The 14,525-nt window shown below is 37.1% G+C and carries 9 protein-coding genes and 1 pseudogene; 5 read left to right on the forward strand and 5 right to left on the reverse strand.

The annotated features are described in order from the left end of the window. Window positions 1-379: 379 nt before the first annotated feature. Window positions 380-3,315, reverse strand: a pseudogene (locus tag GQR38_RS18440) (TonB-dependent receptor). A gap of 652 nt (window positions 3,316-3,967) precedes the next feature. Here GQR38_RS18440 and GQR38_RS18445 point away from each other — a divergent pair. After that, window positions 3,968-6,265 (forward strand): hypothetical protein, encoded by a 2,298-nt coding sequence (locus GQR38_RS18445; RefSeq protein WP_165722903.1) that lies wholly within the window; start codon window positions 3,968-3,970, stop codon window positions 6,263-6,265. Window positions 6,266-6,615: 350 nt separating this feature from the next. Here the strand turns inward: GQR38_RS18445 and GQR38_RS18450 are convergent, their stop codons facing one another. Beyond that, window positions 6,616-7,317, reverse strand: coding sequence for a metallophosphoesterase (locus tag GQR38_RS18450; protein WP_165722902.1), 702 nt, complete (start codon window positions 7,315-7,317; stop codon window positions 6,616-6,618). A 214-nt stretch (window positions 7,318-7,531) separates the two neighbouring features. After that, window positions 7,532-7,780, reverse strand: a complete 249-nt coding sequence (locus GQR38_RS18455; RefSeq protein ID WP_010554958.1) for a YfhL family 4Fe-4S dicluster ferredoxin — start codon at window positions 7,778-7,780, stop codon at window positions 7,532-7,534. 218 nt (window positions 7,781-7,998) lie between these two features. Here GQR38_RS18455 and GQR38_RS18460 point away from each other — a divergent pair, with 218 nt between their 5' ends. Further along, a complete protein-coding gene (locus GQR38_RS18460) occupies window positions 7,999-8,892 on the forward strand; it encodes a LysR family transcriptional regulator (RefSeq protein WP_165722901.1) in 894 nt (297 codons plus the stop codon). A 44-nt stretch (window positions 8,893-8,936) separates the two neighbouring features. Here the strand turns inward: GQR38_RS18460 and GQR38_RS18465 are convergent, their stop codons facing one another. Next, window positions 8,937-9,809 carry a DMT family transporter gene (locus tag GQR38_RS18465; RefSeq protein ID WP_165722900.1) on the reverse strand — a complete coding sequence of 291 codons (873 nt, stop codon included), beginning with the start codon at window positions 9,807-9,809 and terminating at the stop codon, window positions 8,937-8,939. 626 nt (window positions 9,810-10,435) lie between these two features. Between GQR38_RS18465 and GQR38_RS18470 the strand changes: the two genes are divergently transcribed. Continuing rightward, a complete protein-coding gene (locus tag GQR38_RS18470; RefSeq protein ID WP_165722899.1) occupies window positions 10,436-10,816 on the forward strand; it encodes a GreA/GreB family elongation factor in 381 nt (126 codons plus the stop codon). A gap of 231 nt (window positions 10,817-11,047) precedes the next feature. Here the strand turns inward: GQR38_RS18470 and yegQ are convergent, their stop codons facing one another. Further along, on the reverse strand, window positions 11,048-12,433 hold the full coding sequence (yegQ, locus tag GQR38_RS18475) for a tRNA 5-hydroxyuridine modification protein YegQ (protein WP_165722898.1): 1,386 nt from the start codon (window positions 12,431-12,433) through the stop codon (window positions 11,048-11,050). A gap of 279 nt (window positions 12,434-12,712) precedes the next feature. On the opposite strand from yegQ, the gene ndk reads away from it, so the two are divergent. Together ndk and GQR38_RS18485 are read left to right on the forward strand one after the other, a co-directional pair. Further along, window positions 12,713-13,144 (forward strand): nucleoside-diphosphate kinase, encoded by a 432-nt coding sequence (gene ndk, locus GQR38_RS18480; protein WP_007377442.1) that lies wholly within the window; start codon window positions 12,713-12,715, stop codon window positions 13,142-13,144. A 167-nt stretch (window positions 13,145-13,311) separates the two neighbouring features. Next, window positions 13,312-14,442: a bifunctional tRNA (adenosine(37)-C2)-methyltransferase TrmG/ribosomal RNA large subunit methyltransferase RlmN gene (locus tag GQR38_RS18485; protein WP_007583420.1), complete on the forward strand. Its 1,131-nt coding sequence runs from the start codon at window positions 13,312-13,314 to the stop codon at window positions 14,440-14,442. The last annotated feature ends 83 nt before the right edge of the window (window positions 14,443-14,525 follow it).

The raw sequence follows: 14,525 nt of genomic DNA on the forward strand, positions 1-14,525 counted from the left end.
GAATAATACACCCTTTATTTTTCGAGTCAACACTTTGTTTTAAATTTTCTTTTTAGAATATTTAAAACCGAAGTTTTATTTAACTCTCTGAGGTAGTTAGTGCCTCGCTATGCGTTGGCGTTTCCCGTTTCAGTGGGGTCGCATTATAGGGAGATTCGAGCGGGGGTCAATGTTTTATTTCAGCTTTTCGACAATTAAATGAATTTAGTATGAAAGCTATACAAATAAAGGGCTGCGACGCTTTTTCTGCCTATTAAATAATCTATGTATGAGCGGCAAAACTATATGCATACATAAAATTATACTATTTAGCTCTGTTAGGTTAAGCCAACTAAAGTTAGTCAGTTGGCTTTCGATAAAATATTGCGTATGTCATTAATTAAAAGCTGTAATTAAAGCCTGCGTAATAGCGCCTACCCGAATAGCTCGAGTTAAGTAATCGTGCATCTGTATCATCACCTAAACGCGTTACCGATTCCGACTTAGTTAAATTAATAACAGCAGCTGTTAAGCTTAGCCCTTCATACAAATTAACCGATGCATTAACGTCAACTTGCTCGTACGGATCTTGATATACATTTAACCCACTATTAAGGCCTAATACTGTCTCCCCTCGTTTGTTATATGAAGCGCGTATATTAAAAGCGTCACCTTCATAATAAACAGAGGTATTGTACTGATACTTTGCACTACCTATTAATGCCGACTGACCAAACTCTTCACCATTTACTGTTACATCTGCTTTGTTGGTTTTGTTATAGGTGTAGTTTGCAAAAAAACCAAAACCATTATCAAACGCATGCTGAATAAATATCTCCGCGCCTTTAGATACTGCATCGGTACCATTTCCCACAGTACTATACGGAGCTATATTAATGGTTCCTGCATCTACTATATTATTTTTACCGGCAAAGCTTTGCTCTGCATCTATTACCAGTGGCACAACAAAATTGTCTACTTTTTTATGGAAAAGCGCCAATCCAACCGCAGAACCCTCGCTGTAATAATACTCAATAGATAAATCAGCTTGTACTGATTCAAATGGTTTCAAATTTTTATTACCGCCACTGCCGCTAAAGCCTGGCTGTTCATTAAATGCAGCTCTATCATCTGACCATTCGTCCGATACAAATGTAATACGCTGCTGCGCACCTAAATCGCTGTAATCAGGACGAGACATTACTTTTGCGATTGCCCCACGAATAACTAAATTATCAGTTGCATCCCACGCTATATTAAAGCTTGGTAATATTTGAGTATCTTTGTTTTGCTGAGTGACTAACTGATAGTCTTCTACAAAGCGTGCGTCACCCGTTACTGGCTCGCCTGTTTCGTCATTTGTGTGATCTAATTGGTAGGTATATAAGTCAGTAGATGAAGTAAGTGTTTTTGTTTGCACAACACGCACGCCCAAATTACCTCTTACTTCACTAAACTCAAAATCGCCTTGAATATAAAAAGCAGATATTTTTTCTTCTATATCGTAAACAAAGTTATCTTCAATACGTGTATAAGGTACATAATTAGCAGTGACCATATCGCGATACTTGTTCCAATCGATACTTGGCATTTGGTTTATATCAAACCCGCCTACTATATTGCTCTCACTTGTAAATACATTTTGAGCTAACGGCATACCGCCATTCCACTGGTAACTATCAAAACGCGTAATACCTTGCTCGCTTGCTTCGCCTGCAGCTATGTTGAAATTGGGATCTAAAAAGAAAGTATTACCAGTTTCACGATGAAGACTTGAGTTACGGTATTTAACACCGGTTCTAATTGTTTTTAAAAAGCCCCAATCAACATAAAAATCCACATCAGCTTGGTAATAATCTTCCTCAAGCTCACTGCGTACAAAACTTGAGTTTGAAGAGCCCGCATCACGACCGCCTCCAATTCCATTTTGTAAGTTAGTTAATGTATTAGGGTCAATATTAAGTGACACATTGTTTTGGTTGAGTGACCAGCCTGCCGTTTGAGCTGCATTTTGAATAGTAGTGGCGTTTTCGCCCGCGTTTGAACTTTTATATGCGGCTTCCCAGCTTTCTTCCGGCCCCCCTTCTGATTTTGTATTACCCACAACAAAACGCGCTTTAAAATTATCGCCTTCATAGGTTAAATTAAAATCAAAAGTATCTGAGGTAGATTCTTCACGTACATAACTGCCGCGCATCCACGGAAACTGCATATCACTTTCAGTTCCGCTTACCATCGCATCGTATTGCATACCAGTAACAATAGTTCCCGATTCATCAAGATTTACATCAGTTAAAAAATCAGAATTTAAAGACCACTCAGGTATATCAATCACAGATTCTGTTCTGTCTTGACCGAGTGTAAAGCCAAAGTAATTAAATCCAAGCTCTAAACGATTTGTTGGTCGCCATTGCGTACTAAATTGAATTCCTTCGCGCTCACGTTTTTCGTTAAGAACTGAACCTCGCACAACTTGCGGAAACCAAACACCATCGTAACTATTACCGCCTGCATCATTAATAACATCCCAACCATTATTGTTATCAACTGCGTTACCGTTTATATCTGTAGGTTGCCCAGTGCCACTATAGCGCCACACATTGGCATCAGTACCGCCCGAAAGCGTTCTGTTTGTTCGCTCCTGATATGTATAGCCAACTAATATACCAAAATTTTCGTCGTCATTTTTCCATGAATATAAACCCGTAAACTGCGGTTCGTACTCTTTTGTAACATCAGCGTAAGTACTCTCTACATTAAATACACCTGAGTTTGCATCCATACTCAGAGGTTTTCGGCTATGCATTAATACAGTACCACCAACCCCACCTTCATCTAAGCGTGCTTCTGGCGATTTATAAACCTCTAAGCTTTCAATCATTGAAGACGGTAACAAAGCATAATCAAACGAACGCGAAGGCTCCCCCGGGGAAGACGCAATAAAATTACCATTAAGCTGTGTAAAGGTAAGTTCTGACGATAAACCACGAATACTAACTGATGAACCTTCTCCGCCGTCACGCTCAATTACCACACCGGGTACACGCTGAAGAGAGTCTGCAACGTTTTTATCAGGGAATTTTCCAATATCTTCAGCGGTAATTGCATCAACCACAGAGCCAGACATACGTTTTACATCTAAGTTTTCGGCCATACTTGAACGGATACCACGTACTTCTATTACTTCCATATCTTTTTTATTTTTGCTTCATCGGTTATTTCTACACCGAATGCATTGGCGCAACCTATCGCCGATAAAATAGAAAGACACAATGTTGATTTTGAAAGTTTAGACAAAGCGTGTACTGAGTTATTATTATAGTTAAGTGCTGTCATAGGAAGTGCTATTCCGTTTAAAGCTGCTTATGTTGATTCAAGCAAGTTAGTTAATCATTCTGCAGCAATCAAATTGACGCAAAGAAAAAAATTTTGCTAATTTTATACAACCAAACTTAATCTTTTATTAACGGGGGCTTAAAATTAGAGGAATCGCTTTGATAAAAATCAACTTAATGTAACTACTTTTAAACTAAACATCTCAGATCAATCTTAAATAGCGGTGTGTATAACAATACGCCTAAGTTTAAGCAAAACTAGATATACCTTATTGCGAACGACTGATAGGTATAGGATATTAATTTTACGACTTTTAGATGACCTTAAATAAAGGTTTTCATGTAAAAGCACACCTTTATATCTAAGCTGCTCCTTATTTTAAAGGATGCTAAGTAGATCTTCTAAGAGATATAGACTAAGGTTAATTAAAGAACTTTATGACTGATAAAAATCATTGGTGCAATACTAAAGAACCACTTTTAAAAGTGGGAGAAAAGGAGTTTTTACTTTTAATAATCGTCTTAATTAAGTCACACGCTAAACCACTACTAAATATAACTAGTTATATATCGTTGTTTATTCAATGTTTTGTATTTTAATACTCGCTTGGATGAATATTCCTAATAAATTAACTTTGAATAGGAGCTTATTTATGAAAAGTAATATTAAATTAATCATTACTGTATTTTTTATTATTTGGTTTATTAATGACAGTAATGCCCATAGTGCAAAATCTAACTTTGATCTAGATGATAATGGTTTATATGATGACTACGAACGTAAATTGTTACTTGATTTTCTTGGGAATAAATATCCAGAACTAAATGCTAATTATGACACCAATAATGACGGTAAAGTAACAGTACTAGAGCAAACTACTGGTCGACTCCCATTATCGCTGCGTATTCCCAAACGGGCAATTGATAGCACAACTAAAGTTCCTTGGGCTTTAAACCTTTTTCCTGAGTGGCTTATGTCTGCTTATTTTCAAGAAGACACTGAAATAGGTAATGTGATAAATCACCCTTCACGCGGGACTATTGTAGCTAATGCAACGCAAACAAATTCTTCTCTTCAGCCTTTAAAAACGACAAAGAAAAACGGTATTGAATTTACGGAGAATTCTGGGCAATATTTAATAATGCCAGGTCAGCGCGATGCTAGATGGAATTACAGATGGATGCTTTTTACATTTAGGATCGATGCTAATACAGGTAATAATGCCGAAACTATTTTATTAGATATTAATCATGGTGAAGGTTCAAATAAATCATCTCCTAAAGTCTGGTATAACAAAACAAACGGTCTAAGTATTCAGTATGTCGGTCTAAATAAGAATGGTCTTGATAAACGAATTATGACCACTAAAAATGGCGTGGTCGCAGATGGTAAAACATGGAATGTTATTGTTGCCGGGATCCGCTATGGTCAAATGTTCGCCTCCGTAAATGGTACATTAATATCTAGTGAAGCAGTCCAACCAGATCGCTTTTCAGGCGAGTGGATTAGTAATACTTCCTCATACATTGGCGATAAAGATATTGGTAATATGGCTTGGGCATATGATTCATTAGTATTTGGTTTAACTGAACCATCAGAAGCTATGGTTCAAAAAATGACTGGCTGGGCTGCTTATCGTCTTAGTACTAATAAAGCGTTATTTAGTAATGGAATATCTTCAATTGATCTCCCAAACAAGCATCCATATAAAAATATTAGACCTGTAATGGATGCTGAAGACTTCCCTTATCGTTATATTCATAATGAAAAAGAATGGACGGCTTGGGGAAGCTCTATTGATACCTCTGAAGTACGCATTAATGGTGGTGGGGAACGTGTAGCTACAGACGACTTTGAAAGGGTATTTTATGATGACTTTCGTAATAACCGAGTAAAAGCGAGTTTTAGTGGTGAATCTGACCTTTGGTCTGCCCCTGGGTTTAATCCGGCAGTTGGCGCGAGTGCTCAGCTGATGCCTCCTAGTGAAACATTTAATGTTTATCCCCATGAAGAAGATGAAAAAAAACAATCTCTTTTGCTACGAAAACAAAACGAAAGATGGAAAGCAAGTGCTTTTTATAGCGTGAATGATCTTGGCCATGGCTATACTTGGACTGGCCCAAAAATTTTTCGCATTCGTAGTATGCTTCCTAAAATAGACAAAAATGATTTGCCTGGGGGGTTATTTCCAGCATTTTGGTCTTATAATCCTGATTTTTTGTTTTGGCGAACAGCAAACCGCATCGAAGTAGATTGGTTTGAATTCGATGGAAAAAATGGAGCTTGGTTAAACGGGCTTTCTTCTCATTACCACTATGCTCACGTACCAAACATATTTGCAAAAGATGACTCTAGTTATAAAAGTTACAAAGCATATTGGGGGGAGCTGACGGAGCAAAAAAGCAAAATTGAAGGTGGTCTTGAATTTTGGGATGGCCAATATCACACCTGGGAATTTGTTATTGATAATGACATGACTTATATAAATGTGACTATTACAGATGAAGCTGGGAATGATAAGTGGGTTGAAATTGGTCGTGTACCAACCGCACCAACCTATCTTGAAAGGCTTGATTTGCAACTTGACTATGCGCTCAGATCTTACGATGGCAATCCGACGAGCGATCAAGAAAACTTCACCATAGACTCTATTGAAGTACTACAAAAAACATCAAACATAATAAAAATCCCAGAATCCTTTATCAGTAAACCAATTATTACAGGAGAAAAAGTAGTTGGTGGCACCATAATCTGCCAAGCTAATTTACAAGATATTACAGATATTCGTTATTATTGGTTTGCTGATGGTTATCCGTTAACATACACCGCAACTAATACCTACGATATTACGAGTGAAGAATCTGGGAAAGAAATTCGCTGTATGGTAAAAGCGGTTGGCGCACTTAACATGCCAGAAGCTTGGACTGAGAAAGTAGCTATAGCAGAATAATATAGATGATCTATGGGTTATAACGGAGCTTGTATATTTACTTACACAAAATAAACAGCTATTTACTCCGTAATTTAAAATCTACATAGCTCCTTCAGTAAAATTTAACCATTAAAGAACTGCTATTCTTTAATGGTTAAATTTTTCAAACTGGGGATAATTTAATCTCTGTAAAAAGTAGAAATCGCCCCAAAAAAGTTTATACCGCAGCTATTCAGTATTTATATAGTTATAATTTTCTGATCATTTGTTTAAAGCACATATCCACGCTTAGCATCCTTAGTATTGTGCAAAAAAAGTACTTTACTGAAAATTAACTTATATGAGGTCAACAACCAACGAACTTTATACTACTTCTCTAATTTATTAATAACATCAGAGAGTTCTAAGAGTGTAGGCTTTCCACCATAATAATTGGTATCTATATGATAGCTATTACCCACCCAGAAAGGTGCTTTAGTTGAGTTATGTCCATGTATTGAAAAGTCGACTCCATGACTTTTAACTACCTTATTTTGTTTAACTACTTCGCGATCCCACAATAGAGATTGCACAATCACCGATTTATCATCAGGGTAATTTTCCCAATCCCACGATTGGGCAAATGTATGAGACAACCCAATTTTATAACCGCGATATTCAAGTACTATTGAAAGAGGTTTAGTTAGTAACTCATCGCACATAACATTGAGCTTTTCACTCGATACCGACTTGTGCCAATTGCCACCATTGTCAGTCCATAATTTAAAAGCCGCTTTATCATTACTTAATAATGATTCCAACATTAAATGCTCATGATTACCTAATATCATACATGCCCTAATGGCTTGTAAGTATGTAAATAAGTCATATGTTTTATCCCCGCGATCAACAAAATCGCCTAGGCAAAACAAAGTATCTCTTTCAGGGTTAAAATTTACGTTATTAAGTGCGTTTTTTAAGGCAGGTAAATCACCATCAAGATCGCCAATTACAAATACTCGGCACTCATCATTAATAAATATTGCTTGTTTTGAAGATACAGCCTGAATAGCGTTAATACCTATATGCAAAATAGACTCCTATAGAATGCAATCTAAAACTTAGATTAATACTTGAGTTTATAAAGCCTTAAGGTAACACAATATAATTGATAATTAATGAAGGTAATAAGATTTGATTGAAACTAAAAATGTATGACAGCGGACTTTAACTACAAGCTAAATAAGTAATGTAGATAGTTTTTAGCCAATAGTAAAAAGCGGCTTAGCAAAATACCTGAACAAGTTATAAGTTCGTTAGCAGCACAAACTTATCAGCCAGCTCATCTAAACTTTCACGCTTATTAGGATCGGGCTTTATACAGTCAATAGGGCATACACTTACACAAGTAGGTTTATCATAATGCCCTACACACTCAGTACATTTATTCGCATCTATTTGGTATATCTTCGCGCCCATATAAATAGCCTCATTAGGGCACTCTGGGTCACACATATCGCAGTTAATGCATTTACTATTTATGAGTAGAGCCACTTTTTAGCCTTTCCAATTAAAGTTCATATAAAACAAAAAATGAAAAAATAGAACATTTACTGCTTTATTTTAAATTATATGATTAACAGCGTTAAATTATGCATTTTATTGACTTTTTCTTTGTTGATCTTTATCAATAAAAACTTCTGGCTTCTCTAATGAAATTTTAAAGCGTCGCTGTTAATATTGCCTACATCCTAAACAATAAAGTAGTTCTGATGGCAGCTAGTTATTCTCTCGATGATTTACGTTACTTTTGCACCATAGTAAAATTAGGTAGCTTTAAAAAAGCATCAATAAGCCTTGATATGTCACTATCAACTTTGAGCCGTAGAATACGTTTATTAGAGCAAGCACTTCAATTAACGTTACTAAATCGAGATGCCCATCGAGTTACACTTACGCATACTGGCGAGTTATATTACGATCGCTATCGTAAACTGTTCGATGAAGTAGAGTGTATAGAGCAAGCACTTTGTGATGAGAAAGACCAACCTAAAGGGAAAATTAGGATCTGCGCACCCATTTACATAGGTAAACATTTTTTAAGTGCTATTTTTTGTAATTTTTTACTGCAGTATCCCGATATTCAACTAGATTTACGCTTTTCAAATAACCTTATTGATATTGAAAAAGAAGGGATTGATATAGCGTTTAGAGTAAGAAACCCTGCTATTGATAATTGGGTTATTAGAGAACTAAAGCTTACTCATAATGTATTGTGTGCTCACTTAAATCATGATTATCAATCCATCACTCATCCTAAGCAATTAGAAGAGCAACCAAAAGTTACGTGCGTTGGGTTGGTACCGTGGCAATTAAAAAATCAGCAAACGAGTGAAGAGTACAGTTTTAATCCAAACACACATGTTCGATTGGAAGTTGATGAAATTCAAATGATGAAACAAGCAGTTGAGTCTGGTGTGGGTATTAGCTACATCCCTGATTATATAGCATTACCACTTATTAAAGCCGGAGAGCTTAAACACATTCTTCCTGATTGGCAAAGCAAAGGGCAGCCATTTTCTATGCTTTATCGCGACAGAAAACAAATCCCTTATCGAGTGCGATTACTTATAGAGCATACACTGCAACACTTCACTAAAATGTAGCAGTGTAGGCTTTTCACAGCAAAGTAATTAAGCTAATTCATCTTTTAAAAACTAAGCCTTAGTACAATTACACCTAAAAATGCCGTTGTTAATCCTATAACTTCTTGGCGTGTAAAAGACTCTTTTAGAACGATGCGTGAATACAACAAAATAATTAAAATATTCATACCTGAAATCGCTGAAACTAGCCCTGTATTACCAATAGCAAAAGCCGATATTATTGCAACCATGCCAGCTACATTTGTTAAACCAATAAGTAACCCGCACGAAAATGTTTTACCGGCAGACCAATACGCTTGAGAAGAGCCTTGCTCTGCTAGCATTTTTTTACGCTTTACTAACCAACTAACGGCAAAAAGAAAGCTACCAAAACCAAACATAGACGTTAAAGTTGCAAACGTATCCGCCTCAAGAAGTGTAGATTGCTTACCCATTAAATCATTAAATGCAAAAGACAGTGCCGCGAGTAATCCCCATTGCGCGCCTTGTAAATTACTTAATGAGATATCGCTGGAGTAGCGAATAATATAAAGGCCGCCAAAAATAATAAAAAAGCCGATTAATTGAATAACAGTTAAGGTTTCTTTCCATAATAAAAAGGCAAATAAAAGTACAAATAAAGGCGTTAACCCCGACAGGATGCTAATTAAAGACGCTTTCCCAACCGAAAACCCTTTGTGCAAAAACCCATTAGCCGCAAAAGATCCAAAACCTAAAGCGAGCCCAACCGTAATATCAGCCCAGCCGTACCATGTGTGCTCAAACACCACAGTACCTAGCGCACTAATTATAAATCCCACAAAAAAAACACCGAATAATAATAGATTACGATTAATCTTTTTTTGTGACGTCCATTGGTACATTATTCCTCGCGCACCAAAAAAAACAGTGGCGAGTAATGCAAAAATTATCCACATATAAATGAGACCCTTTATAATTTACTTCGATAAACCTGAATAAAAAGTGGTTATTTAACATTGTTGAATGCATGACTATTACATAAAGGTTCAGCTGTAAAACACGTAGCCACTACAAAAGCGTTACCCGATACCTAGCTTCTACTCTATAAAATAAGCAGCTTAGACTTCACATAATAAAATACTAGCCACACAATTACACTTTAATAAACAACAACACCAGTATATTTAATCTATAAATATTATAAATAGCCATAAGTGGCACTATAGATCCCATAAATAGCACTTAACTATTTAGTCGCTTAGCTTCAATCACATAGTGAGCAACTAACACACAGAAATAACAACAATTTAGTGAAAAAAAACGAATTTATAAAAACATAAAAAAACAGTTTTAAACTGTCATTTTATCGCCAATATATTTTTAACCTAAAACTCAATTGACTTTATTTTTAAACTCAATATGATTGATTTAAACAAAGAGGATAATATGTTTACTTTAATCACATACCTGCTAAAAACAAATACCACCTTCGGAATTTAAGCCGAGTGTAACCCTTACACTCGGCAGTTACACTGTACCTTTATATATTTAAATTCGATTTAGTTTTTGTAGGGATTAGTCCGTGCTTTCTTTTCTGTTCGAGCGTAAAAAACCTTTCCTGTCTAAAAATGACTTCACAGACGCAGCTGTACTATTACAACCGCTGAAGCTTGCGTATTTACTACAAGAAGTCGAGTATTCACAGCGGCCTTGGTCAAAATTCAATCCGCATGTACAAATTAATAGCACGGTGGTTATTAAAAATATAACCACCGGTTTTAAGCGCCGTATAACTTTAGTGCCTCCAAGCCAACGAAAGCACTTTATTAGTGACGTATCATTTCACTCTTCTCTTGGGGTCGCTCTTTTAGGGCATAAAATAAATCATATTATTGAATATAAAGAAGCTGGGGAATCCCACCTTTGGGAAATAATAGCCATTAATATTAAGGAGGAAATATAGAGTAAATTATTTCAATTTTTATTTATTAATTTTATATATTTAATTGGAGTTATTTGTAATGAGTAAAGAAAAACCTAAAAAACATGCAAGCAAAACATTAAAACAAAAACGTAAAGAGCGAAGAGATAAGCTAAAGCAACTTGAAAAATAATTAATATTATTTTAAATAAAGTCGCAAACTCGGGGTTTTTATAACCCCGAGTTTTTTGAAAAAACTATATTCAGCTGTAGCTAAACAGCTTGTTTAAATGGATTACGAGTATCTTGGTGTTCCTCAAGATTACGCATTAAAATAGCGTGCGCTAAGTTGATGCCTTCATCTAGCGGTATTTTTACAATGTGACCAGAGCCTTTAGCATCGCTAATACTTTCCCCCTTTTTGTTTTCCATATATGCAAGCTTAAAAGTAATGTTACCTTGTGGTGTCATGAGTTCGAGTGAATGCCCTGTACAAAATTTATTTTTAACGTCTATTTCAACTAATCCATTTTCGCAGCGCTCAAGTACTTCTCCCACAAATTGCTGCTTAGTTGATACCGAATGACCGTATTCATAATTTTGATAATCTTGATGGGCATGGCGTTTTAAAAAGCCTTCGGTATAACCACGATGTGCTAGATTTTCGAGTGTTTTAAATAAGTTAGTATCAAATGGTTTACCCGAAGCTGCGTCGTCTATTGCTTTGCGATAAACTTGTGCTGTGCGCGCTACATAATAAAATGACTTAGTACGCCCTTCTATTTTTAAACTATGTACACCCATTTTTGTTAACTGCTCTACGTATTGCACAGCGCGTAAATCTTTTGAGTTCATAATATAGGTGCCGTGCTCATCCTCGAATGCAGGCATGTACTCACCAGGGCGGCCTTGTTCCTCTAGCATAAATACATCGTTACTTGGCGCGCCTTCACCCAGTGTAGGAATAACCTGTTTTGGGTCAATTTTATGCACCATTTCGCCGGTTTCGTTTTCAACCCCAGGTTTTACATCATAATCCCATCTACATGCATTAGTACACGTGCCTTGATTTGGGTCGCGCTTATTTATATAACCAGAGAGTAAACAACGTCCTGAATACGCCATACATAGTGCACCATGTACAAATACCTCAAGTTCGGTGTCTGGGCAGAATGTGCGTATTTCGGTTATTTCTTCGAGCGACAGCTCCCGCGATAAAATAACGCGTTCAATTCCCTGCTTTGCCCAAAATTGTACACTCGCGTAATTTACCGCATTTGCTTGTACCGATAAGTGAATTGGCATGGCTGGCCATTTTTCACGAACAAGCATAATCAAACCAGGGTCTGACATAATCAGCGCATCGGGCTGCATCGCAATAACAGGTTCTATATCACGTAAATACGATTTAACTTTGGCATTATGCGGCGCAATATTAGACACCACATAAAACTTTTTATTTTGCGCATGCGCTTCACTAATTCCTACTTGCAGAGTATCAAGGTCAAACTCATTATTGCGCACACGCAAACTATAGCGAGGCTGCCCTGCATAAACCGCATCTGCGCCATAAGCAAAAGCGTAGCGCATGTTTTTTAAACTGCCTGCGGGGCATAGTAATTCAGGAATAAAAGGCATTGAAGAAATAACGGGTGACATGTGCGCTCCATACATCAAACTGGGTTTAAGCCAGTTGCATAAGTAGTTAACCTGAACTCTGAAAAATAAATCTATCCCAAGCAGAATTCAGATTAGTCATTAACAAATAAGTAAACAGAAGCGCGGCAGTATAAATGCGGTCAATAATTTGTATTTGATCGAGATCACAAAACGGCAACCAAACTGGTTTTTAATAAAATTAGGATTTTTCACTTAAAACGCGTATAATTCGCGCCCGTTAATATTCACACTTTTACTTAAAATTATTGGAGCATAAAGATGGCTTTAGAACGTACTTTTTCAATCGTAAAACCTGATGCAGTTGCTAAAAACCACATTGGCGCTATCTACAACCGTTTCGAATCTGCTGGCCTTAAAATCGTTGCAGCTAAAATGGTTCACCTTTCACAAGAGAAAGCTGAAGGTTTCTACGCTGAACATAGCGAACGTCCTTTCTTCGGTGCTTTAGTATCTTTCATGACATCTGGTCCAGTAATGGTTACAGTTCTTGAAGGCGAAAACGCTGTTCTTAAAAACCGTGAAATCATGGGTGCTACTAACCCTGCTGAAGCACTAGCTGGTACTTTACGTGCAGACTACGCTGATAGCATCGACGAAAATGCTGTTCACGGTTCTGACGCTGTTGAATCTGCTGCTCGCGAAATCGCGTACTTCTTCGCTGACGAAGAGCTTTGTTCACGTACTCGTTAATTCGAATTCGTTAACATATTGAAAAGGGCTTTCGGGCCCTTTTTTAGTCATTACGTAAAGTATTAATCAGAAACTCATGATGTTTTACTTAATGATTAAAGTGAGTGAATTGTGTACAATTCGTCCTCGTAAATTTTATCTCCACCGTCACCGATTGAGGTTGTTTCATGACCGAGCAAAAAAAGATTAACTTATTAGATTTAAACCGAGAAGCAATGCGCGAGCTATTTGCATCGTTCGGTGAAAAGCCGTTTCGTAGTGACCAGGTGATGAAATGGATTTATCATTTTGGCGTAGATAACTTCGACGATATGAGCAACGTAAATAAAAAGCTTAAAGAAAAACTTAAAGCTGAGTGCGAAATTGTAGCGCCAGAAATCACTGTGCGCCAACAAGCAAGCGACGGTACTATTAAGTACGCACTTATTCTGGAAGGCGGCCAAGAAGTAGAAGCCGTTTGGATCCCTGAAAAAGAGCGCGCTACGTTATGTGTATCATCACAAGTGGGTTGTGCTCTTGAATGTACTTTTTGTTCTACTGCTCAACAAGGCTTTAACCGTAACTTAAAAGTATCTGAAATTATTGGTCAAGTTTGGCGTGTAGCTAAAGATATAGGCCTTGATGGTCATAGCGAAAAGCGCCCAGTAACTAACGTTGTAATGATGGGTATGGGCGAGCCTTTACTTAATCTTAAAAACGTAGTGCCAGCAATGGAACTAATGATGGACGATTGGGGCTTTGGTTTATCTAAGCGCCGCGTAACATTAAGTACTTCAGGCGTTGTACCTGCACTTGATTTACTAAAAGAGAAAATTGACGTAGCACTGGCTATTTCACTTCACGCACCCGATAACGCGCTGCGTGACATTTTAGTGCCAGTTAATAAAAAGTACCCTATTGAAGAGTTTTTAGCCTCATGTCGTCGTTATATCGATGGCTCAAAAGCAAATAAAGATGTAACGGTTGAATACGTTATGCTTAACGGTATTAACGACAGCACCGATCAGGCGCATGCATTAGTGCAAACGTTAAAAGGCACACCTTGTAAGGTAAACCTTATTCCGTTTAACCCATTCCCGGGTAATGAATACACGCGCTCAAGCAATAGCCGTATTGACCGTTTTTCAAAAGTATTACAAGCAGCAGGCGTTACCTGTATTGTTCGTCGTACTCGCGGTGACGATATTGACGCTGCTTGCGGACAGTTAGTAGGTGACGTAGTTGACCGTACTAAACGTTTAGCTAAAAAGAAAATGCGTGACGATAACGCAATTAGCGTTAATATCCACCAAGCATAATCTGTAGCCACCCTATGTGAATTAGTCATGTAGGGTGGTTAAGTTGTTTATTTTTAAATAAATGATGCAAGACTAAAGGTTTT

Source organism: Pseudoalteromonas sp. c7(2019) (genome assembly GCF_011378625.1).
Classification (GTDB): Bacteria; Pseudomonadota; Gammaproteobacteria; order Enterobacterales; family Alteromonadaceae; genus Pseudoalteromonas; species Pseudoalteromonas arctica.